The organism is Ruminococcus sp., assembly GCF_019423705.1.
Lineage (GTDB): Bacteria > Bacillota > Clostridia > Oscillospirales > Ruminococcaceae > Hominimerdicola.
Map to the genome: position 1 here is coordinate 92,808 of NZ_JAHZAX010000001.1, position 22,762 is coordinate 115,569.

Sequence of the window (22,762 nt, forward strand, 5' to 3'; positions counted from 1 at the left end):
GTATTAAAATGGATTTTTTGAAAAGAGCCTGGGCTGAGGTCAATCTTGACAGTATCGAGTATAACTTAAAGGAATACCGAAAGCTCATCGGCGAAAAGACCGATATTATGTGCGTTGTGAAAGCAAGCTGTTACGGACATTTCGATAATGCCGTCGTGCCGTTTTTGCAAAACGAGATGAACGTTCGCTGGTTTGCGGTGTCAAATATCCACGAAGCGCACAGGCTCAGAGATATGGGGATAACTGGTGAGATTCTTATTTTGGGCTACACGCCACCTGAGAACGCACCTTATCTCACAAAGCTTGATATTATCCAAGCCTGCACGGAGCTTTCATATGCAAAAGAGCTTTCAAAGCACGCTGATGGCAAAGTCCGTATCCACGCCGCAATAGACACAGGTATGACCCGTATCGGGCTTCACGGCGACAATGAAAAGATATACGGCGAACTAAAAGAGATATCGACACTTGAAAACATCGCCCTTGAGGGCATTTTCACACACTTTGCCGTTGCGGACAGCCTTGATGCCGACGATGCGCTTTACACAAAGGCGCAGGCTGAAAAGATAATCGCCGTTGCGGATATCTGCGAAAAGAACGGACTTGCTCTTGAGAAAGTGCATTTTCTCAATTCCGCCGGAGGAGTTTATTATTACAGCGAGAGAAGCGCCCTTGCAAGGCTGGGCATTATCCTTTACGGACTTTATCCCGACCCTGCGAAAGCTTTGCCTTTCAAGCCAAAGCCTGCAATGGAATTCAAAGCCGCAGTTGCTCAGGTGAAATACATAGATGAAGGCACGAATGTAAGCTATGGCAGGACATACACAGCACCGAAAAAAGTCAAGCTTGCCACTATAACCGCAGGTTATGCTGACGGATATCCGAGAGCGCTTTCAAACAAGGGCCAAGTCATAATAAAGGGCAAAAGGTGCAAGATCACAGGCAGGATATGTATGGATCAGTTTATGTGCGATGTAAGCGATATCGAGGACATTAAGCCCGGCGACGAAGCTATACTTATTGGTTCGCAGGGAAATGAAACTATCACCGCCGACGATATCGGCGCACTTGCTGGCACTATCGGATATGAGATAGTCTGCGGAATTTCCGCAAGAGTGCCGAGAGTTATCCTCCGCCACGGAGAACAGACCGCAGTTTTGGAGATAGAATAGTAGATAATTTGAATAGGAGTATAAAATGATAAGATTTTACAATGGAAAAGTTAAGACCCTTAAACAGGGCATTGACCTAACAGAAGCCGAAGTTTGGACAGATGGCGACAAGATCGCATTTGTTGGCGTTCCGACGGCTGAACAGCTTGACAAGGCTGATTTTGAGCGTGAATATGACCTTGGCGGAAATCTTCTTATGCCGTCATTCAAAAACGCCCACACCCATTCCGCAATGACATTTCTGCGTTCCTATGCGGACGATATGCCTTTGCAGGACTGGCTTTTCAAGCAGATATTCCCAATGGAAGCAAAGCTTGACGGTGATAAAGTTTACTGGCTCACAAAGCTTGCAATACTTGAATACCTCACCACAGGCTGCACGGCAGCATTTGATATGTATTTCGAGCTTGACGACTATGTAAAAGCCTGCACGGAAAGCGGCTTCCGCTCCGTTCTCTGCGGTGCAGTCAGCGGCGATAAGTCCAACCTTGAAAGGCTTGAAAACAACTATCTGAAATACAATAACGTTGACCCTCTCATCAGCTTTATGCTGGGCTTCCACGCAGAATACACTTGCGAAAAGGAGCTTATCGAGGGCGTTGGAAAGCTTGCGGCAAAGTACAAAGCCCCTGTTGCAATGCACAATTCCGAGACGGAAAAGGAAGTCCGTGAGTGCATTGAAAAATACGGTATGACCCCAACCCAGCTTTTTGACAGCTTTGGCATTTACGATTTCGGCGGCGCAGGCTTCCATTGCGTTCATATGGACGACAAAGACCTTGAAATATTCCGCAACAAGGGCGTATGGGCTGTTCATTGCGCAGGCTCAAACGTCAAGCTTGCAAGCGGCATTGCGCCTATCGTGAAAATGCAGGAAATGGGTATCAATATTGCGATCGGCACAGACGGCCCTGCAAGCAACAACTGTCTTGATATGTTCAGAGAAATGTTCCTTATGACAGGTTTGCAGAAGATCGCCTGCAAGGACGCTTCCGCCTGCCCTGCTGATAAGGTGCTGGAAGCCGCAACCGTTGGTTCTGCAAGGGCAATGGGTCTTGACAACTGCGACATCATCGCTGAGGGCAAGCAGGCCGATCTTATCGTCATCGACCTTTTCCAGCCGAATATGCAGCCCCTCAACAACATCGGAAAGAACCTTGTATACAGCGGTTCAAAACAGAACGTCAAGCTGACGATGTGTGCAGGCAAGGTGCTTTATGAGGACGGCAAGTTCTTTATCGGCGAAGAGCCTAGGGTCATTTATGGCAAGGCTAATGAGATCATTAATGGTATGAAGGACTAGGTTTTAAATAAGAGCAAAAAATAAAACGGACAGAAAAACAAACGGGCGACCTGCGGTCGCCCGTTTGTTTTTTTTATCCATTTTTGTTTTCAGTCTACCCATTACTCGAAATAACCAAGAACATCATCACATAAGACAGCGCAACGAACGCCGCCGACAGGTATCCAAGCAGGCTGACAGCGCCTTTGCAGAACTTCTTTGCCCATGCGCCGATATCGGCGGACTGGGCGTTCTGACACGCCCCTGCGAAAATGCCGATATTGAGAAGCCCTATGAGCATACAAGGCACGATGTATCTGAAATTCATCGTGCAGATGAATTTGTACTTTGCGCAGAAATGATAATAGCTGCCAAGGATAGTCAGATGAACGAGGCAGAGCAGAAGCTTTTCCACAAAATTTGCGCCCTTCGTCTTTTTGACGAGCACGATAAACATTGCGATAAAGGATATCACCGCAAGTATCAATGCCACCCAGAAAAGCGCATTTGGCACGATAAGTCCGCTTTTCGGGAAGTGGCTCTCGCTTATCTCCTCGCCGAAAAGAGAGTTTTTGATAAAAGCGATCGTGGGGTTGTGCTCCTTATAGCTTTCACCGCCCCATTGCTCAAAGACCTTTTTGAACTGATAGAAGCCGAAGTCAGTAAAGCGCTGTTTCGTCGTGAACTCGCCAAGGAACTGGTCGGCCTCTTCCGAAAGCATTGGAACATAGTTTGGCTTTACGCCAAAGCGCAGATAGTTTCTTATGCTCCACCACAAGCCAAGGGGGAAGCTTATAAGAGCGAATACACAAAACTGCCCCAGCCTGTTCAGAGCCTTTTTGCCGCTTTTGAAAAGTGCGAAAAGTGCGATAAGAAATACTATCGCCACCGCCGGAGCGATAAGGGCGACGGAAACCTTTGTCATCATTCCAAATCCGATACAAAGGGCTGCCTTGGCGATGTTTTTCGCCGTCTGCTCACGATACCATTTTATAACGCAGTAGATCGCACCCATTGTGAAGCACAGCATAAGAGGGTCGTTATTTATTCCGCCCGACATTATGGCAAGGTATGGGAACATACAGCCTATGCCAAATGGTATGGTAAGCGCTTTGCCTTTGAGGTCGAAAAGCTTCAAAAGCTTGTAAAATGTTATTACGACTGCGCTTATGTAAAACAGCGTAAGGCCTTGCAGAGCTTCGCAAGCCATATAATATTCAATGCCGAAAGCCGTGCAGAATTTCAGCCACACCGCACAAATTATATGGTGCAGGGGCGGATGATAATATTGCCAAAGGGTGGTGGGGTCAAAGTTCGGCAGGGCGTGGTTATTGTAAAGATATTCTATATAGCCGGCGTGGCCGCCCTCTTCGCCGAAAAACCACACGTCGTTCTGCCTTGTGTAGATATCGGTCTCAAGCACATAGGAATATCTCAGCACAAAGCCTGCCGCCGCAAGGCAAAGACAGGTTACTCTGTCAACAAATTTTTTATCGTTATTTAGCAGCACGACATATGCTATAAGCACGGCGATAACGCCAACAAAGCACACGAACGCCGCTTTCGACTGATAGCCCACAAAATATATCGTTGCCGCAAGAGTGAAAAGGCTCTTGCCTGCAAATGAAAGATAGCAGGCAGCGTGGTTCTTTGCGCTGTCGCCGAGGCCTTTGAGCAGCCTGCGGAAATAGAAAAATTCCGCCAATGCGAACACAAAATAGACCGAGAAGCCGCTTATATAATACTGTCCATAGCAGCCGAAACCTGCCAGCGCAAAGGACAAAAATGCGGCTATCAGATATGGGTGGTTCGAAATGTTCTTGAATATGGCTTCAAGCCGCCTGTCACTTATTGCACGGCGGTCTATCACCTTTCTTATCTCTGAAAGAACGTCGTTTTTGCTGTCTTTTTTGTTTCTGTTAGCTTTATTGGATTTATTAGCTTTTTTTGTATCTTTCTGAATGGTCATATCAGTTTCCCGACTTTTCCTCGTGGTATTCCTTTTCTGTGTTTACGTTCCAAATATCCTTTCTGCTCTTTTTACCCGAGCGGATAGTCTCAGCGGTCTCCATAGCTGTGAGCATAGAGTGATCCATATTGTTATATCTGTGCTGACCGTTTCTGCCAACGCAATAAAGATTCGGGAAGGTATCGAGGAATTTTATCATCGTGTCGAAATGCTTGTATGTATCAAAATATGCAGGGTAAGCTTTTTTGACCTTTTCTCTATGTGAATCAAGGACAGCGCCCTTTGTGATAACGCCCATTTTGACAAGTTCGCCCGTTGCGAACTTCACGCACTCTTCCTCCGACATATTCCAAAAGTCGTCGCCCTCTGCGCAGAAATATTCAAGGCCTATCCAAACAGTATCCTCAGGCTTTTCCACCATATAAGGCGACCAGTTGTTGAATATCTGTATCCTGCCAAGCTTCACGCCCTTATCCTGAACGTATATCCAGCAGTCGGGGACGATATTGCCAAGGGTGGTCTTATTAGTCTCGTTTTTAAGCTCCAGCCTATTCACAAGCAGGCCGACTGTGACAAAATCTCTATAAGGCAGACCCTTTGCGATCTTTATTACAGTATCGCAAGGCTTTGTTCCGTCTGTGCCGTCCATACCCAAAATAAGGTCTTTTACAGGCATTGAGGAGATGAAAATATCCCCCGTGAAAGTCTTTTCGCCCTGTGGTGTATCGCAAATAACGGACTTGACAGTTCTGCCCTCGCAGATGATATTCTTTACATTGCACTCTGTCAATATCTCGCCGCCAAGCTCCTTGACCTTATCTGCGGCAGTTTCCCAAAGCTGGCCGGGGCCGTATTTTGGATACCAAAACTGTTCGATAAGGGAAGTTTCCACCTCGCCGCTGTCCTTTTTGCCGAAAACTTTCTTGAACATATCCTTTAGCAGAGCCGTGATAGACAAGCCCTTTACACGCTGAGAGCCCCAATCTGCCGATATCTCACGGGGGTGTCTGCCCCAAAGCTTTTCGGTATAGCCCTCAAAGAACATCGAATAGAGCACTTTTCCGAAGCGGTTGATATAAAAATTTTCAAGGTTTGTCTCAGGCTTTTTGAATACGCACGCCCAAAGATAGCTGCAGCCTGCCTTGACAGTTGTGATAAAGCCCATATTTTTGATAGTTTCGGGCTTCATCGAGATAGGGTAATCAAAGAAATGCTTGTTGTAATAAATTCTCGAGACCCTGTCACGGACGAGCATAACTCTGTCCTCGTTCTCGGGGTCGGGGCCGTTTTCGGCAAGGGGCTTTTCGTGGTGAAGCTTTTTATCGTCATAGGCAGGAGCGCCCTGCAAAGGCATAAGGTCAGCCCACCAGTTCATCACCTGCTGGTTTTTGGAAAAGAACCTGTGTCCGCCGATATCCATTCGATTGCCGTTATATCTCACCGTCTGAGATATTCCGCCCATAACCTTTGAGCCTTCGAGGACAGTGACGTCATAATCCTCATTTCCGCCGTTTTTGAGAAGCTCTATCGCCGCAGTAATGCCCGCAGGTCCTGCGCCTATTATCACAACTTTCTTTTTCATTTCTGTTGATTCCTTTCTATGTTCAATTTATTTTGCTGTATTAGCTTTTTTATCAAATATAATAAATTTCCGTCCTGCAAAGTTCCACACAAAGACTATCGCAGTAGAAAACAATTTGCCGATGAGGTAATATTTATCCTTTGGCAACCAGCTTCCGAAGAGCATTTTCGCCGCCAAGATATCCTTAAAGAACCATATTATAAGTGCGTTTATGCCCAGCCCCACGACGCCCACGGCTGCGAAGGCAGCAAACTCCGCCAAGCGGTTTTGTATTTTAGAATTCTTGAATATCCAAAGTGTGCTGAGTGCATAATTCACCGCCAGCCCAGCTATAAACGACAATGTAGCGGCGACGACTGCGTTAAAGCCGCCCAATTCCACAAGCGCAGTCATAATGCCATAATCGACCACAAAAGCCGCTCCGCCAACAAAGACGTATCTGAAAAACTGCACGAAAGTATTATCCGTATCCCCAGAAAACAGGGTTTTTACATTTAGTTTGCTCATATTCCTATCCTTACTATATTACTATATATTTTCGCTTTACTTTTTTACTTTCTTACTATCTCACTATATATAAGTGCGTTCAACGTATCAAAAAGTTTCAAGATTTTTGCGATGTGGAGAAAATTCCGCCTTTTGCACAACATTCCCCCGTGATATTTATACGCATTGCACGAAACACAAACCTCACACTTTATTCAACAATATTATATCACTTCTTTCTAATTTAGTCAATAGTTTTGGGCGTGCTCTTTGATGGAGGTGAGTTGCAAAAATCATCGCCAACGGCGATATATTCATTCCTCATTCCTTATTCCTAATTCCTCACTTTTTGTGGTTGCAAACTAACGTGTTTTGTGCTATAATATTCCCGAAAGGTGGGAGACTATGGAAATTATGAATATCCGTGAGGATTGGAACACTATCCCCGATAGCTCACTCAGAAAACTGTACCGCAGCCTTACCAAACGTCAGCGCTTTCTAGCTTATATCCCCGTTGCCTGCATATTTCCAGCTATGATAGTCTATGGTATGTACGGCTGGGTGTCATATTTCGTCGCCGAATACGCCCTCTTCCGCTCATTCGATACAGGCGTGACAGGCATTATAAATTACGTTGCTTTCGCCATTTGCGGCGTTCTTATGTCATCAAATAAAGTGAAAACTATCATCGCTACGCCGATCGCTATGCTGGGCTACATCGCCCTTAAAGGCGCTCTGTTCGATAGTTTCAGCTTCGATACTTTCATAATGCTCGTCTATCTCATCATAGCCTGCGCATTTACGGCAAAAACTGTCGCCGACCTTAATTTCCTCCGCTCCCTGCCGAATTTCCCATTCGACCAGCGTGACGACCGCATTAAGTTTGAGGGGCTTACCCGTGATGAAATGGTCAAAAACCTCGAGCACGCCCAGCAAGGCGGCATTTTCACTATCGACCACGAGGATATTTTCACCTCCGATAAGCCCGAGGATATCGCCACGCCGCCCGAAAAAACTGACGAATATATGCAGGAATACAAAATGTCATATGACGGGCTGAAAAATTGGAAAGATCATCACGACAGAGATTGAAAAGCTTTGGGCATATATAATTGTATATCATCTATATGTTAAAATATGAAACTTTCTTTTTGCTGTCCAAAGGTGAATAAATTGCATTTTTCGTCACAGAAAACAAATAAATGAAACAGTTAAGATAACAAAGTTATAAGACAATATAGCTAAATAGCGACATATGGTTTTGTGCGATACCAATAAGATTTATGTTAAATGCTTGTGAATTAGCTCCAGTTTCTTGATTTTGACACACCAATGTGGTATAATTATCGTGAATAGTGATATTATATCAGAGATTTCTAAGATTAAATTAAAATAAAAAGACATAGATAGAAAGGAGTAAACAAGGTATGATCTGCGGCTGCAAAGTTATTGCCGTCTGCATTTGCAAGATATACGACGAACGACATTACAATTTCATCACGGCGCTGAATAAATGCGCAGTTGAAAACGGTTACAGACTGTTTGTTTATCACACCTGCTCCGACCTGTATTGGCATACCCTTTCGGAAAAAAGCGAGATCGCAATTTTCGACCTTATAGATTACGACAAGATCGACGCCGTCGTTACCTTTGACGAGCGTATATTCAGAAAGGATATTCTCGAAAATATCCGCCGTAACGCCGCTGTGCACGGCAAGCCTGTCATTTCCGTGGGCGATAGTCACGACGACTGCACAAGCGTTATGTTCGATTACGAAAAAGGCTTTGAACAGGTGGTGCGCCATATCGTCGAGCAGCACGGCGTTAGCGATGTTGCGATGATCGCAGGGCTTAAAGGCGAAGTCAATTCCGAGCGCAGGATAGATGTTTACAAGCAGGTGCTTGCGGAGAATTATATCCCATTCCGTGAGGATAGGCTTTATTACGGAGATTACTGGTCAGACCCGACAGCAAAAGCGGTGAACGCTATGATAGCGAAAAACGATATTCCAAAGGCTGTTATCTGCGCAAACGATATGATGGCGATAACGGCTTCAACTGAGTTCCAGTCTCACGGCTATAAAGTGCCAAATGATATCATCATAACAGGTTTTGACGGCACAGAGGATATTAAGTTCTGCGAACCGATGATAACAAGCTGCGGCGCAAGCTTTGAAAAAACTTGCCAGCTTATCGTCGATCTGGTTGGCAAAGCCATAAATGGCGAAGAGCTTGAAAAGAGATATGACGTTGAGTACGTTATTGAAATTTCAGAATCCTGCGGCTGCGTTGCGCATAACGCAAAGCTCAATACAGGCAATTATATCCGTGGTCTTCATGACAGGATAAACCGCTATCAGTACGAAGAGCGTGTGCTCTATGAGCTTGCCACCACTATTATGAACAGCGAAACGCCGAAAGAAGCTTCCAACACTATCTGCACATACGATTTCGGCGATGTTGCGGTGCTTGTGAACCGTGAGTGTTTTGACGAAAAAAGCGACCCCAGCATAGATGAAAAGCGGCGCAGCTTTGACGATAAGATGATAGTTATTTCCGTAAGAAACGCAGGCGGACGTGAAATGCCTTTCGAGATCGACCGAAAAGATGTCGTTCCTTGCCTTGACGATGTTATAGGCTATGGAACGCCGCTGGTGTTCTCCGCTCTCGGCTATATCGGCATTCCGCAGGGCTATGTATGCTTTTATCTGCCTATCGACCTTAAAGAATACGGCAAGATACCACTTTATATGAACTCCCTCAATACCGCTTTGGGCAGCTATCGAAACGTCAGATATCAGAAATATATGGCAAAGCATATTGAAGATATGTACAGGCACGATGTTCTGACAGGGCTTTACAACCGCAACGGCTTCTACAACGCCCTCGAACAGCTCAGAGGCAGAGACGGACAGCTTGCAATGGTGGTCTCAGTCGATGTTGACGGGTTGAAATATATAAACGACAATTTCGGACACGAGGCAGGCGACTTCGCTATCCGTGTAGCAGCGGAAGCTATGAGCAGCGTGACTATCGAAAACAAAGTCTGCGGACGTTTCGGCGGTGATGAGCTTGCAATGGTGGCGGTCGTTGACGAGGACTGTTCCGACAAGGTCAAGTGGGAGATAAAGAGCTTTCTTTCAACGCTCAATCAGAGCTGTGGAAAGCCTTACACTCTGTCATCAAGCGTCGGCATAGCTGTATCTGCGGCGGATCATTTTGACTTTGACAATGTTATGCGCCTTGCCGACAAGCGAATGTATGAGGACAAGAAAAACAAACCTCACTATCGTGGAAGCTGGCACGATAACAGATTAAGACCGAATCCATAACAAACATTAAGAACAATAAAATAATACAATGTAGCGTAAGCAAAAGACGGGCGAACAATGTTCGCCCGTTTTTTGTTACGCCGCTAATATCTGACCCCAGCCCCCACAAGCAAGAAACCCGCAGGCGGAAAACTTCCGTCTGCGGGCTCCAAGCTATAATTTATAAGTGGGATGGGGGCTTTTTAATGGGATATACCCGTCATCTTGATAGCTTATAACTGTTATCGGACTTATTCGTCCTGAAGAGCGTCATAACCCTCTTCGTTTGTTCTGATCTTGATAACATTCTCAACGTTGTAAACAAAGATCTTGCCGTCACCGATATGTCCTGTATAAAGGGCTGCCTTTGCGGCGTCGATAACTGCTCTTGTCGGTACCTTGCAGATTATTACATCTACCTTTACCTTTGGAAGCAGGTTAGCTTCGACCTCAGCACCACGGTAATACTCAGGCTGACCCTTCTGCATACCGCAACCAAGAACGTTTGTAACTGTTACACCTGTTACCTCGATATCCTCGAGAGCTGTGATAAGATCGTTGAGCTTCTGCTGCTTGCAAACGATAGTTACCTTTGTCATCTTTGGTGTGCCGTCTGCTGAAGGTGCTTCTGTTGCATAAGATTCTACCTTGATAGCCTTTTCAACAGGAACAACAGGCTCTGCTGACTTTTCTACCTTTACAACGCTCTTTGCGTCGTCCTTTGTATAGCTGAGAACTGCCTGTGACATTGCAGGAGCGAAGTCTGCATAAGAAGAAACAAGTCCGTGCTCTGTAACGTCGAGGCCAAGGATCTCTTCCTGTTCGGAAGCTCTAAGACCAATTGTGTGCTTGATGATCTGGAATACGATAGTCATTGTGATAGCTACCCAAGCGATAACTGATACCATACCGAGAAGCTGGATACCAAGGAGATGTGCTCCGCCGCCTGTGAAGAGTCCCTTTTCACCGCAAGTACCGTCTGAGAACAGACCTACTGCAATAGTGCCCCACATACCGTTGAGCATATGAACTCCGCAAGCACCAACCGGGTCATCTATCTTGAGAACCTGGTCTATAAACTCTACGCCTACAACTACGAGGATACCTGCAACGATACCGATTATAGCTGCTGATACTGGTGAAACTGTGTCGCATGGAGCTGTGATAGCTACCAGACCTGCAAGTGAAGCGTTAAGTGTCATTGAAACATCAGGCTTCTTATACTTGATCCAAGTGAAGATCATTGTTGTGATAGTTGCAACTGCTGCTGCAAGGTTTGTTGTTACGAAAACCTTACCTGCAAGTGGGATAGCGTCGCCTTCCATAGAAACTGTTGAAGCACCGTTGAATCCGAACCAGCAGAACCAAAGGATAAAGCAACCAAGTGCGCCAAGTGTAAGTGAGTGACCTGGGATAGCCTTTGCCTTGCCGTTCTTGTCATACTTACCGATACGAGGACCAAGGATAGCTGCGCCAACGAATGCTGCAACGCCGCCTGCCATATGAACGCAAGTTGAACCTGCGAAATCATGGAAGCCGAGGTCTGCGAGCCAGCCGCCGCCCCAGATCCAGTGAGCCTCGATAGGATAAACCAGAAGGCTTATAATTGCTGAATAGATACAATAAGAAATGAACTTTGTTCTTTCTGCCATAGCTCCAGAAACGATAGTTGCTGCTGTTGCACAGAAAACTGTCTGGAAGATAAGGAAAGCAAAGAAAGGCACTCCGTCTGGAGCAGCTGAGGCATATGTAGAATCAGCGATTCCCTTGTAAGCTCCGATGAACTTGCCGTCGCCAAACATTATACCGAAACCGAAGAGCCAAAACAGCGGAGTTCCGATACAGAAGTCCATAAGGTTCTTCATTATGATGTTACCTGCATTCTTTGCACGGGTAAAACCTGTCTCGACCATTGCAAAACCTGCCTGCATAAAGAATACAAGCGCCGCTCCGAGGAGCACCCAAATAGTATTGACTGCGCTGAAATCAGCCTTTTCAGCCAATACTTGAACTGTGTTTATCATATCTTTTTCCTCCTTAAAATACAAAAAAGTGTACGACAGCCGCAGCCTTTCAGCCGGGCTTATCATACACTTCATTGTGCATTGAGAATCTTAGTCGATATGTACTGTAACAAGATGTTGGATATGTATTAGGATAATTGGAAAATCAGTTGTTATATCGAAAATTAAGATCGTCTTTATTAAATTGTGTTCTTTGCTTTTTTTATTTTACATAGAACAGCAGATCGCTATATGTTGGATATGGCCAGTATTCCTTGCCCACCAACGTCTCGATCTTGTCGGCCGGAAGTCTGAGTGCTCCCATATCAACAAAGATAGTATCGTGGAAGAAGTTTGCCATTTCCTGTGTGTCCTCGATAGCGTGTACCTTCTGAACGTCAGCCTCGAGAGTTCCGAGAGCCTTGTACATTTCAGTTACGAGAGAAGAAATTTCCTTGACTGTCTCGTCCTCGAATACAGTCTCAGCGCCACAGCTCTTAGCAAGCTCCGCAGTCTTTGCGATATCCTTGATGTACTTAGCAGCAGCCGGAAGAATTTCCTTCTTAGCCATATCTATCATTGTAAGAGCCTCGATGTTGAGTGTCTTGCAATACTCGTCGAGAAGGATCTCAACTCTTGACTGGAGCTCTGTCTCTGTATAAACGCCGTACTTTGTGAATACGTCGATGTTCTTCTGTGCGAGGAATGTTGGAACAGCCGCTGGTGTGGACTTGAGGTTGAGAAGACCTCTCTTTTCAGCTTCAACAGGCCACTCGTCAGAATAACCGTTGCCGTTGAAGATGATGTTCTGATTGTCCTTGATAGTCTTTTTGATAAGATCGTCAAGAGCGTCCTGGAAGTTGTCAGCCTTTTCAAGTACGTCAGCAAATTCGTCAAGAACTTCTGCTACGATAGTATTAAGAACTGTGTTAGGGCCTGCAACTGAAAGCTTAGAGCCAGGCATTCTGAACTCGAACTTGTTGCCTGTGAAAGCAAATGGTGAAGTTCTGTTACGGTCTGTTGTATCCTTAGGGAAGTGTGGAAGAACGTCAACGCCGATCTCCATTTCAACTCTCTTGTCCTCATACTTAACGCCGTTTACGATAGAATCGAGAACGCCTGTGAGCTCATCGCCAAGGAAGATAGAGATGATAGCCGGAGGTGCTTCGTTTGCGCCAAGTCTGTGGTCGTTACCGGCAGAAGCAACGGAAGCTCTCAGAATATCCTGATAATCGTTAACTGCCTTGATAACAGCTGTGAGGAACAGCAGGAACTGTGCGTTCTCAGCAGGTGTCTTACCTGGGTCAAGAAGGTTTACGCCTGTGTTTGTTGAGATCGACCAGTTGTTGTGTTTACCTGAACCATTGATGCCTGCGAATGGCTTCTCGTGAAGCAGGCACTTAAAGCCGTGCTTTCTGGCTGTTCTCTTCATAATCTCCATTGTGAGCTGGTTGTGGTCAGTCGCAATGTTCGTTGTGCCGTAGATTGGAGCAAGTTCGTGCTGTGCAGGAGCTACCTCGTTGTGCTTTGTCTTAGCGTAAATGCCAAGCTTCCAAAGCTGCTCGTCAAGGTCTCTCATATAAGCCTGAACTCTTGTCTTGATAGTACCGAAGTAGTGATCTTCAAGTTCCTGTCCCTTTGGAGCAGGTGCGCCGTAAAGTGATCTGCCAGCAAGGATAAGGTCTTCTCTCTTTGAATACATCTCTCTGTCGATGAGGAAGTATTCCTGCTCAGGACCAACGTTTGCAACAACTCTTGTTGCGTCAGAACCGAAGAGCTTCAGAATTCTAAGAGCTGACTTATTGACAGCCTCCATTGAACGAAGAAGCGGAGTTTTCTTATCAAGTGCCTCGCCGTTATATGAGCAGAAAGCGGTAGGAATACAAAGTGTCTGTTCCTTGATGAATGCATATGAAGTTGGATCCCAAGCTGTATAGCCTCTTGCCTCGAATGTAGCTCTCAGTCCGCCGGAAGGGAATGAAGAAGCGTCAGGCTCGCCCTTAACGAGCTCCTTGCCCGAAAATTCCATAATAACGTGACCGTCCTCTGTTGGTGAGATAAAGCTGTCAAGCTTCTCAGCAGTAAGACCTGTCATTGGCTGGAACCAATGGGTGTAATGTGTGCAGCCCTTTTCAACTGCCCAGTCCTTCATTGCGTTGGCAACGATGTTTGCGACCTCGATATCAAGTGGATCGCCGTTGTCGATAGTCTTCTTCAAAGCCTTGTAAGTAGCCTTTGGAAGTCTTTCCTTCATAACTGATTCGTTGAACACATCAGAACCGAAATATTCAGGAACGTTTGCCATATTGAATTCCTCCTATAAATTATAGTTTACAAAATTTAAAATAATAAAATTAAAATAAAAAAAGACACTGCGAACCTTATCGGTTCACAGCGCCTTTGCTGTTTACAAGTATGAGTATATACCATTGCGCCTCATTTGTCAAGGCCTTTTTTCATTTTTAGAGACTTTAACAAATCTCACCCTTGCAAATTGTTGATTACTGTACAAATGCGCAAAATATCAACAAACTGCACATATTGCCGTAAAAATCAGCACCATAGCGCACAATATATGAAAAAATCAAATGTCGATATAATGATCCTTGTCGGGACGATCCTTAAAATCACGCTTTATCATCTTGTTGAGCTGCTTGAGCTTTGAGCCTGCGGTAAAGCAGCCAAACAGGTTTGATACGCCCGATATCAGCAGCGCAATGCCAAGTATCATCATCGCAGCGTCAGTAAGCATAAGGGGGTTGAAAAGCAGCACCACGCCCACAGCCGTCGTGATAACGGCAGGGATACAGCTGACTTTCCATTCCACAACGCCGGCTCTTTTGAGGTTCAGCGAATCCTGTATGTTCACAATGCCGCTTATGAGCATATAAATTCCGAACACGATAGCAATAACGCTCGGTATAAAGTTTGGTCTTGCAATTATGAACACGCCGATAGCCGCCAAGATTATTCCCCTAACAAGGCAGGAAGAGTACACAGGGTTCTCTTTGCCCTTGAGAAAATATCTCACAAGTTCCTCAGCACCGAACACAAGAAACAATCCGCCGATAACATAGCAAATGGCCTTTGTGAAAAAGCCAGGATCGACTATAAGCGCCACGCCCAGCACCACGCAGAAAAGCGAGAGCACCCAGTAGCTTCTGAACATCTTCTTGATAAATTCCATTTTCATCTTTCCTTTCATCTATTTAAAAGATAGCACCTGCTTGATTCTCTGCCAAACGGGCGACAGCAGGTCGCCACAGCTTGTTGAATAAAATCCAAACAAGTGGGACGTCGAGGACGCCGTCCCCTACAATTGGCGTAAATACGTCATTTGGCTTGCCGTCTTTTTGACAAGCTTGCGCTCTCACGCCTTTTTCGCAGCCCTCAGCTTTGCAGCCTTTATTACCTTCATTCGTGAAAATTCCTCTCTGTCCTTCTCTTCAAGGGAATCCGTGATGAACTTCACTATCTTCTCATTTCTCGGTATGATTATGTTCTGCAATGCGTTTGCACGCCGCTGGGTCTTTCTTATTGCCACCGACAGCCTGTAAATGCTGTTTTCCACCTCGGCAAGCTCCACGGTGGTGCGCTTTACCTTGTCAAATGCAAGAAACGCCCTGTCAAGCTGGGAATTGGTCTGGGAAAAGCCGTATGTCACTTTAAGCGGCCGCTCCTCAAGGGTAACTCTCGGCAGCTCAACGCCCATTACACTTTTCGAGCTTATCTCCACCCCCGTCTCAACGGGTATGCAGTTCGCATATGGCGTAACAAGTCCCATTGAGATGTTCGCAAGCTGCAATGCGCTGTACGCTTCCTTGTAGGTCTCCTCAATGCTGCAACGAAGCTCCCCTGCCTTGTCCACAAAGCTCATAAGCTCTCGTATGAGAATGTTCCTTTTTCTGTCAAGAAGCTCGTAACCCAGCGCCGCAAGCTTCAAGGCTTTCTTTGATAATATAAGATTTCCTTTGGTAGGAAAGACTTGCTGCTCCGCCAATGGTCACACCCTCTTTCTATTTTATCACTATATTCAAAAAAATCCAGTAGGGGCGAACGCTGTTCGCCCCTACACATTATACCCTTATGGCACAATATGTCGCATTTTTATTCCGCTGCAAACAGCGCCTTTGCCTTTTCTGCGCTGTAATAATGTTCAAGGTGCTCCTCGTCAACTCTGTCAAGCTCCGATTTCGGCAGGGTCGAAAGCAGCGACCAGCCAAGATCAAGTGTCTCCTCGATAGAGCGGTTGACATCAAAGCCCTGATCTATAAAATACTTCTCGAACAGCACGCCGAATTTCATATACGCCTTGTCGGTATCGGAAAGCTCCTCCTCGCCGATAACGGAAGCAAGGCTCCTTGCATCCTGAACCTTTGCGTATGCCGCAAAAAGCTGGTTTGATACCATTTGATGATCTTCTCTTGTGAAGCCTTCACCGATACCGTCTTTCATAAGTCTTGAAAGGCTGGGCAGGATAGACACCGCAGGATAAACGCCCGTCTGATCGAGATTTCGGTCAAGAACTATCTGTCCCTCTGTGATATATCCCGTAAGGTCCGGAACAGGGTGAGTGATATCGTCGTTAGGCATAGTGAGTATAGGTATCTGCGTAACAGAGCCCTTTGCGCCCTTTACAATGCCTGCTCGCTCATAGATCGACGCAAGGTCGGAATAAAGATATCCCGGATAACCCTTTCGGCCCGGTATCTCGCCCTTTGATGATGAAAATTCTCTCAGCGCCTCTGCATAAGAAGTCATATCCGTGAGGATAACAAGAATGTGCATATCGTGCTCAAAGGCAAGATATTCCGCACAAGTCAGCGCACACCTCGGGGTGAGGATACGCTCTATGATAGGGTCGTTTGAAAGGTTCAAAAACATTGCAACTCTCTGCAAAACGCCCGTCTCTTCAAAGCAGCGCTTGAAATAATCCGCAACGTCGTTTTTAACGCCCATTGCGCCGAACACGATAGCAAAGTCCTGTCCGTTCTCGTCCGCTATCTTTGCCTGCCTTACTATCTGCACCGCAAGCTTGTTATGCGAAAGTCCCGAACCCGAGAATATCGGCAGCTTTTGACCTCTGATAAGGGTGGTCAATGCGTCGATAGATGATATTCCCGTGTTGATATAGTTTCTAGGATAAGTTCTTGAAACAGGGTTCAGCGGCGAACCGTTTATATCACGGTATTTCTCTGGGAAAATATCCCCCAGCCCGTCGATTGGCTTGCCTGCTCCGCTGAAGATCCTTCCAAGCATTTCCGTTGATAGCGCAAGCTCCATTGGTCTGCCTTGAAAGCTTGTAGTTGTGTTCACAAGTGAAAGCCCCTTTGTGCCCTCAAATACCTGCAAGACCGCCTTGTCCTCCTCGACTTCAACAACTCTTGCAAGGCGGCGTGTGCCGTCGTCAAGCTTTATCTCCGCCATTTCGTCATAGGAAATGCCGCTGACGTGGTCGAGCGCCACCAGCGGGCCGTTTATCTCGCTGAGACCGATATATTTAACGTCCACGCTGCGCACCCCCCGTCAGCTTCTCAAAATCGGCTTTCATATCCCTTTCATAGTCGTCGAACATTCCAAGTTCGCCGTTAGGGATATCATATTTCACTTTTATTATCTTCTCTATCCAGCCGCACTTGACGATATCGTCAACATTCACGCCCTCTGCCAAAGCTTCTTTCGCAAGAGCATAAAAATCTGTTATGAGCTTCATCATTCTATACTGCTTATCAAGAGGCACATAAGTATCGTCCTTATGATAAGCGTTCTGCTGCAAAAAGCCTACCCTTACTATCCTTGCGGTCTCTATAAGAAGCTTTTGATCGTCGGGCAAAACGTCCGTACCCATAAGCTTTACTATCTCCATAAGAGTGTTCTCTTCCACAAGAATGTTGGATATCTCCTGCCTTATCTTCATAAAATTCTCATTTACGTTGGTGTTATAATATTCCGCAAGATCTTCCGCATATTCCGAATAGCTTGTGTTCCAGTTTATTGCAGGATAATGTCTTGCATAGGCAAGGGACTTGTCAAGCGCCCAGAAGCAGCGCACGAAACGCTTTGTGTTCTGCGTAACAGGCTCGGAAAAGTCCGAGCCCTGAGGCGATACCGCACCGATTATGGTAACAGAGCCTTCCTTGCCCCCAAGGGTCTCAACATAGCCTGCACGCTCGTAGAATTCGGAAATTCTCGAAGGCAGATATGCAGGGAAGCCCTCTTCCGCAGGCATTTCTTCCAATCGTCCCGATATCTCACGAAGCGCCTCCGCCCAACGTGAAGTCGAATCCGCCATAATTGCGATGTGATAGCCCATATCACGATAATATTCCGCAAGGGTTATGCCCGTGTAAATTGAAGCCTCACGGGCTGCCACAGGCATATTTGAAGTGTTTGCGATAAGCACCGTTCTGTCCGTCAAAGGTCTCTGAGTTTTCGGGTCGATAAGTTCGGAAAATTCCTCAAGCACCTGCGTCATTTCGTTTCCACGCTCGCCGCAGCCGATATAAACGATGATATCAGCGTCGCACCATTTTGCAAGCTGGTGCTGGGTCATAGTTTTTCCCGTGCCAAATCCACCAGGGATAGCCGCCGTGCCGCCCTTTGCCACAGGCAGAATAGTGTCAACGATACGCTGACCTGTCACCAACGGCTTTGTTATAGGAAGCCTGTTTTTGCAAGGTCTCGCCGTTCTGATAGGCCATTTCTGACAGAGTATAAGCTCCTGCACAGCGCCGTTTGGAGCCTTTATCTTCGCCACAACGTCATTGACAGTATAGTCGCCGTCCTCAGCAGTCCAAATGACCTCACCGCCCTTTGAAAGCGGCGGAAGCATACACTTGTGGACGATGACAGGGGTCTCAGGGCAGGTGCAGTAGATATCCCCAGCCCCAAGCTTGTCGCCCACCTTAACAGTCAGCTTGACAGCATATTTTTTCTCAGTATCGAGAGAATTTACATTTGCGCCGTCGGCAATAAAAGCCCCCGAAAGCTCTTCAAGCTTTTTGAGCGGACGCTCTATGCCGTCGAAAATATTGTTTATTATACCAGGGCCAAGTGTGGCGGACATCGGCGCACCTGTTGATTCCACAGGCTCGCCGGGCATAAGCCCCGTGGTGCCCTCATAGACCTGTATGGTTGTGAAATCAGACTGGACCCTTATGACCTCGCCGATAAGACGCTTTTTTCCCACATAGACCATTTCCTGCATAGCAAAGGTCTTTGAATTTGCTACCTTCACAACAGGGCCGTTTATGGAAAATATTTTATCCTTTGAAATTGTCTCCATTGTCAAAACTCCTAATTATTGCTGCCCAAATTGCTATGCGATTCGCTGCCTGCTCTAAGTATGGTCTTTTTCGTGAAATCGCCACGCTGCTCTTCAAAAGCAGAATCGAAAGTGCGATCCAAAGCTATTCCCATATCCTCATAAACCGCAAGAAGTCCGCCCAGCTCGATAGTGTCACGCTCTCTGACCTCAAACAGTCCGGCATTTGCATTTTCAAGCTTTTTCGCATAAGCCATATCTCTCGGCGCAAGGTATATTATGCCCTTGCTTTCGGGATATCTTTCCCTGCAAAGCTCTGCGCTTTTCACAAGATACTGCTCATAATCCCCGCTTTTCACAAAGTCCGCAAGTCTTGTCTTTACGCCATCAAACACTCGGTCTATGACGTTTTCTCTGTAACAAAGCACCTTTCGCTTTGATTCCAGCTTCCTTGAAGATATCTCTCTGACAGCTCTTGCCTCTTCCGACTTGTCCGCCTGAGCCTTTTTGCTCTCCGCAAGGCTCTGCGCCTCCACCTGCGCCTGCGCAAGGATATCCTCACGCCTGCTTTCAGCCTCGTCGGTGATAGCCTTTGCCTGCCTGTTCACATTATCGAAAACAGCCTTCTTGAAGCGCTCAAGCTTCTGCGCCCCGTTTATATCATTGGTCTTTTCGTTCATTTTTATCGCTTCTCCGTTTTATCTCGATCTTTAAGCACATTCGAGCAAGCCACAACGCTTTATAGCTTTATGCCCACCGCCTGTGCAAGATATTGTGAAATGGTGTCAGAGATCTTCGATGTTGCGTGCCTGTCGGGTATCTCAACGATAAGCGGCGTTTTTCTCGACAGCTTATATTCGTATACCTTTTCACGGCATTGCTTCACCGCAAGCTCAGTCATAAGCACTACGCCAACGTCCGGCATATCCATCGCCTTATCCAAAGCCGCCGTGACCTCTTCCGCCGTGTGTACAACAACGCCCTCTATCCCCGAAAGTCTCATTCCCATCTGCGTGTCGATATTATCGCTGATAAGATAGAATCTCATTTTATTACCCTTTACTTTGACCCGTCAGCCGTTAAAGGCCGATAGCAGAGCCGACGTTTGAAATGATAAGGATAGCGATAAGAAGTCCATAAAGGGCGATACCTTCACCAAGAACTACGAATATAAGCGCTTTAACGAAGTTCTTAGGATCCTCAGAAGTCGCACCGATAGCCGCAGGAGCACCTGCCGCAACAGCGATACCTGAGCCAACGCAGGAAAGTCCGACAGCCAGCGCTGCCGCAAGATATCCAAGACCTGCGCCTGTTGAAAGCACAGCCGCACCCTGCTCGCTTGCCGCAGAAACGAAGTTTCCGATAGGCACGATAAGAGCGCAAAGCATAATGCCTGCGAATGTACAAAGGTTTCCGATGAAAGCACCCTTTGGCGACTTTCCGTTCTTTATCTTCTTAGCCGTGAAAATGAATGGCACGCAAAGAAGTGCAACAGCGATAAGCGGCAGTAAAAAATAGATCAGCATAATAAATTCCTCCAAAAAAAATTATATTTTACGTTTTATTAATTACATTATATAAGATATGAACAATGCAGGGTCACGGGCGAACAATGTTCGCCCCTACACATTCGTTCAATTTGTAGGAGACGGCGAAATTTATCTGTTCACCGTTACTCACAGATAAATTAACGTCCCACTTTCGGACACGCTTTTGTATAGCAGCAACCCGATAGTTATTCCGTCTGCGCTGAGAATTTCACGCCCACAGGCTCGAAAGGCTTTCCGCCACCCTCGTAGAAACGTGAGAATATCTCGTAAAATTCAAGCCTTATGATCTGGATAGCCACGATCATTCCCTCCATTACCATAACAAAGAGGTTTCCAAGCACCAGCACGAAAGGCTGCGCAGCCGCAGCGCACATATCCATAAGGGTCATTACAACAAGCATCATACCTGCGTGGGAAAGTACAAATCCGCCCACACGGAGAAATGACATCGTGTTTGAAATATAACTGAGCACGAACTCGAACATTTCAAAAAAGTTCTCAACAATAAAGTTTCCTACCGTCATATTCTCTTCGTCCTCCGAAAGCTTCCATTGCTTGTATTTCACCGCAATGGAAAATGGCGTCCGACAGAATATACATATAAACGGTATGACGATAAGGAATATCACGAATGGTGCGGACATTATCTTCACGTCAAACATAAGCGTGCCCACAAGTCCAGCCGCCACAGAGCAGTAGAACACAAGTCCCGCAATGCCGTTGCAGCCGAATATCGCCTTTTCGTAATCCTTATTTTTAAAGCCGATGTAAATGTTCAGTATCATCGACATCACGATGAGCGCAACGCCTATCGCCACCGCAGTGATAAGAATAAAGTTCGTCTGCTTAAAGACTTTCAGAGGCAGAAAATCAATGCCAATGCTTTCAAACACAGGGTCTAAAAGCTCCTCATATCCAAAGAACGAGCCGTAAAGAGTTCCGAATATCATACTCGAAAGCCCTATCCTCGCTGCCATTCCGCTTGCCTTTTCGCCGATCTTTTTCTTTAGCGCCAAGCCGCCTAAAAACAACAGCAAGCCCTGTCCAAGATCGCCGAACATTATTCCGAACAGCAGCGTGTAAGTCACCGCCACGAAAGCCGTTGGGTTGAAGCCCTTGTAATCGGGCAAGCCGTACATTTCCACCAGCATTGTAAAAGGCTTCGTGAGGAAATTGTTTTTCAGTATGGTCGGCGGCTCGCAGGAAGCGTCAGCGTCCGCAGGGAGATACACCACCGATACCGACTTTGTATCCTCAAACAGCTTGTCGAACCGCTCCTTTTCCTTCTCAGGGATAAAGCCCTTTAAATAGAACTTGTCCCCAAGCACCGCCGCATTTCGCCGCAGTTCAAAGGTATCGTGGATAAACCGCAGCTTTGTGAAAGCCTGCTGCAATTCGTCCTCCGCCTCTGCGGCAATGGCGGAAATGCCCTTGTTTATCTTATCAAGCTCCGTCTCGTCCGCCTTTATCTGCTCTGTTATCTTCGCAAGAGCCTCGTCAGCATCGCCCGACACGAATGACGGCAGCATTATGCGCTCAAAGTACATCGAATGGAATATCTCGTCAACTCTCACCTTGTCGGTCTCAGGCACGAAATACATTCCCCAGCAGAAGCTTTTTCCCGTCTCAAAGGGCACAAAGAAAAAGTTCTCGTCATAATAATCAAGCTTCGGAAGATTGTCCGCAGGCAGCTTTCCTATCCTCACGGAAACGTATTTCAGCGAGAAAAGCCGCTGAAAATCGCTGTGCATACCCTGCAAATGGACGATCTGCTTCTGCGCTGCCCCAAGCTCTGAAATGCGCTGGGTGATCTCCTGCCGCTTGCCGCCAAGTTCTGACAGCCGTCCGTTGTATTTTTCAAACAGCCCGTCAAAATCCTCGGGAGCGGAAAGTCCGCAGCCGCTGAGATCAGTCTGTTTCAGCGTTATCCCAAGCTGTGAAGCAAGCTGCGAAAGGTTCTTCAAAGGCCTGTCAAACCTGTTTTTCTCCGACAGGGCTTTCATTTTCCCGTCAGCCCCCGAACCCGCAGGCTCAATGTGAAAGCAGCCGCTTTCGCAGCATTTTTTCAATGCGCCGTCAAGCTCGTCCATAAGCCCTGCGATATTGACAAGCGCCATTTTTTCTATCGCCATTCACATTATCT

17 protein-coding genes are annotated in these 22,762 nt (G+C 46.5%); 4 read left to right on the top strand and 13 right to left on the bottom strand.

Annotation, left to right across the window (positions count from 1 at the left end):
* Positions 1–8 precede the first annotated feature (8 nt).
* Both alr and QZ371_RS00410 read left to right on the top strand, forming a co-directional pair.
* Positions 9–1,172, top strand: a complete 1,164-nt coding sequence (gene alr, locus QZ371_RS00405) for an alanine racemase (protein ID WP_295207416.1) — start codon at positions 9–11, stop codon at positions 1,170–1,172.
* Positions 1,173–1,197: 25 nt separating this feature from the next.
* Positions 1,198–2,475, top strand: a complete 1,278-nt coding sequence (locus QZ371_RS00410) for an amidohydrolase (protein ID WP_295207419.1) — start codon at positions 1,198–1,200, stop codon at positions 2,473–2,475.
* Between the two features lie 94 nt (positions 2,476–2,569).
* Here the strand turns inward: QZ371_RS00410 and QZ371_RS00415 are convergent, their stop codons facing one another.
* Genes QZ371_RS00415 through QZ371_RS00425 form a run of 3 tightly spaced genes read right to left on the bottom strand, consistent with a single transcriptional unit; the run spans position 2,570 to position 6,512 of the window.
* Positions 2,570–4,423 (bottom strand): hypothetical protein, encoded by a 1,854-nt coding sequence (locus QZ371_RS00415; protein ID WP_295207422.1) that lies wholly within the window; start codon positions 4,421–4,423, stop codon positions 2,570–2,572.
* 1 nt (position 4,424) lies between these two features.
* Positions 4,425–6,005 (bottom strand): NAD(P)/FAD-dependent oxidoreductase, encoded by a 1,581-nt coding sequence (locus tag QZ371_RS00420; protein WP_295207424.1) that lies wholly within the window; start codon positions 6,003–6,005, stop codon positions 4,425–4,427.
* Positions 6,006–6,032: 27 nt separating this feature from the next.
* A complete protein-coding gene (locus QZ371_RS00425) occupies positions 6,033–6,512 on the bottom strand; it encodes a GtrA family protein (RefSeq protein WP_295207427.1) in 480 nt (159 codons plus the stop codon).
* 384 nt (positions 6,513–6,896) lie between these two features.
* On the opposite strand from QZ371_RS00425, the gene QZ371_RS00430 reads away from it, so the two are divergent.
* Together QZ371_RS00430 and QZ371_RS00435 are read left to right on the top strand one after the other, a co-directional pair.
* Positions 6,897–7,583 carry a hypothetical protein gene (locus QZ371_RS00430; protein ID WP_295207430.1) on the top strand — a complete coding sequence of 229 codons (687 nt, stop codon included), beginning with the start codon at positions 6,897–6,899 and terminating at the stop codon, positions 7,581–7,583.
* Positions 7,584–7,918: 335 nt separating this feature from the next.
* On the top strand, positions 7,919–9,823 hold the full coding sequence (locus QZ371_RS00435; RefSeq protein ID WP_295207433.1) for a GGDEF domain-containing protein: 1,905 nt from the start codon (positions 7,919–7,921) through the stop codon (positions 9,821–9,823).
* 230 nt (positions 9,824–10,053) lie between these two features.
* Here QZ371_RS00435 and QZ371_RS00440 read toward each other — a convergent pair whose 3' ends face one another.
* The 10 genes from QZ371_RS00440 to QZ371_RS00485 all read right to left on the bottom strand — a co-directional run bounded on the left by QZ371_RS00440 (position 10,054) and on the right by QZ371_RS00485 (position 22,751).
* On the bottom strand, positions 10,054–11,826 hold the full coding sequence (locus tag QZ371_RS00440) for an ammonium transporter (protein WP_295207436.1): 1,773 nt from the start codon (positions 11,824–11,826) through the stop codon (positions 10,054–10,056).
* Between the two features lie 202 nt (positions 11,827–12,028).
* Positions 12,029–14,110: a glutamine synthetase III gene (locus tag QZ371_RS00445; RefSeq protein WP_295207439.1), complete on the bottom strand. Its 2,082-nt coding sequence runs from the start codon at positions 14,108–14,110 to the stop codon at positions 12,029–12,031.
* 279 nt (positions 14,111–14,389) lie between these two features.
* Entirely contained in the window at positions 14,390–14,992 is a 603-nt protein-coding gene (locus QZ371_RS00450; protein ID WP_295207442.1) for a DUF308 domain-containing protein, read from the bottom strand.
* Between the two features lie 183 nt (positions 14,993–15,175).
* The gene (locus tag QZ371_RS00455; protein WP_295207445.1) at positions 15,176–15,805 is read right to left on the bottom strand and encodes a V-type ATP synthase subunit D; all 630 of its coding nucleotides are present in this window, start codon (positions 15,803–15,805) and stop codon (positions 15,176–15,178) included.
* 107 nt (positions 15,806–15,912) lie between these two features.
* Positions 15,913–17,316: a V-type ATP synthase subunit B gene (locus QZ371_RS00460; protein ID WP_295207448.1), complete on the bottom strand. Its 1,404-nt coding sequence runs from the start codon at positions 17,314–17,316 to the stop codon at positions 15,913–15,915.
* Complete coding sequence (locus QZ371_RS00465) at positions 17,306–19,090, bottom strand: V-type ATP synthase subunit A (RefSeq protein ID WP_295207450.1); 1,785 nt, start codon at positions 19,088–19,090, stop codon at positions 17,306–17,308. Before QZ371_RS00465 ends, QZ371_RS00460 begins: the two co-directional genes overlap by 11 nt.
* 11 nt (positions 19,091–19,101) lie before the next feature.
* Positions 19,102–19,749 (bottom strand): V-type ATP synthase subunit E, encoded by a 648-nt coding sequence (locus QZ371_RS00470; protein ID WP_295207453.1) that lies wholly within the window; start codon positions 19,747–19,749, stop codon positions 19,102–19,104.
* A 59-nt stretch (positions 19,750–19,808) separates the two neighbouring features.
* Positions 19,809–20,117, bottom strand: coding sequence for a V-type ATP synthase subunit F (locus QZ371_RS00475; RefSeq protein WP_295207456.1), 309 nt, complete (start codon positions 20,115–20,117; stop codon positions 19,809–19,811).
* Positions 20,118–20,148: 31 nt separating this feature from the next.
* Positions 20,149–20,595, bottom strand: coding sequence for an ATP synthase subunit C (locus tag QZ371_RS00480; protein WP_295207458.1), 447 nt, complete (start codon positions 20,593–20,595; stop codon positions 20,149–20,151).
* A 209-nt stretch (positions 20,596–20,804) separates the two neighbouring features.
* Positions 20,805–22,751, bottom strand: coding sequence for a V-type ATPase 116kDa subunit family protein (locus tag QZ371_RS00485; RefSeq protein WP_295207461.1), 1,947 nt, complete (start codon positions 22,749–22,751; stop codon positions 20,805–20,807).
* Positions 22,752–22,762: the final 11 nt, after the last annotated feature.

What these genes read in the sequence shown, in the direction of transcription:
- alr (WP_295207416.1), top strand. Translation starts at nt 9, where the DNA reads ATGGATTTTTTGAAAAGAGCCTGGGCTGAGGTCAATCTTGACAGTATC.
- QZ371_RS00410 (WP_295207419.1), top strand. Translation starts at nt 1,198, where the DNA reads ATGATAAGATTTTACAATGGAAAAGTTAAGACCCTTAAACAGGGCATT.
- QZ371_RS00415 (WP_295207422.1), bottom strand. Translation starts at nt 4,423, where the DNA reads ATGACCATTCAGAAAGATACAAAAAAAGCTAATAAATCCAATAAAGCT.
- QZ371_RS00420 (WP_295207424.1), bottom strand. Translation starts at nt 6,005, where the DNA reads ATGAAAAAGAAAGTTGTGATAATAGGCGCAGGACCTGCGGGCATTACT.
- QZ371_RS00425 (WP_295207427.1), bottom strand. Translation starts at nt 6,512, where the DNA reads ATGAGCAAACTAAATGTAAAAACCCTGTTTTCTGGGGATACGGATAAT.
- QZ371_RS00430 (WP_295207430.1), top strand. Translation starts at nt 6,897, where the DNA reads ATGGAAATTATGAATATCCGTGAGGATTGGAACACTATCCCCGATAGC.
- QZ371_RS00435 (WP_295207433.1), top strand. Translation starts at nt 7,919, where the DNA reads ATGATCTGCGGCTGCAAAGTTATTGCCGTCTGCATTTGCAAGATATAC.
- QZ371_RS00440 (WP_295207436.1), bottom strand. Translation starts at nt 11,826, where the DNA reads ATGATAAACACAGTTCAAGTATTGGCTGAAAAGGCTGATTTCAGCGCA.
- QZ371_RS00445 (WP_295207439.1), bottom strand. Translation starts at nt 14,110, where the DNA reads ATGGCAAACGTTCCTGAATATTTCGGTTCTGATGTGTTCAACGAATCA.
- QZ371_RS00450 (WP_295207442.1), bottom strand. Translation starts at nt 14,992, where the DNA reads ATGGAATTTATCAAGAAGATGTTCAGAAGCTACTGGGTGCTCTCGCTT.
- QZ371_RS00465 (WP_295207450.1), bottom strand. Translation starts at nt 19,090, where the DNA reads ATGGAGACAATTTCAAAGGATAAAATATTTTCCATAAACGGCCCTGTT.
- QZ371_RS00470 (WP_295207453.1), bottom strand. Translation starts at nt 19,749, where the DNA reads ATGAACGAAAAGACCAATGATATAAACGGGGCGCAGAAGCTTGAGCGC.
- QZ371_RS00475 (WP_295207456.1), bottom strand. Translation starts at nt 20,117, where the DNA reads ATGAGATTCTATCTTATCAGCGATAATATCGACACGCAGATGGGAATG.
- QZ371_RS00480 (WP_295207458.1), bottom strand. Translation starts at nt 20,595, where the DNA reads ATGCTGATCTATTTTTTACTGCCGCTTATCGCTGTTGCACTTCTTTGC.
- QZ371_RS00485 (WP_295207461.1), bottom strand. Translation starts at nt 22,751, where the DNA reads ATGGCGATAGAAAAAATGGCGCTTGTCAATATCGCAGGGCTTATGGAC.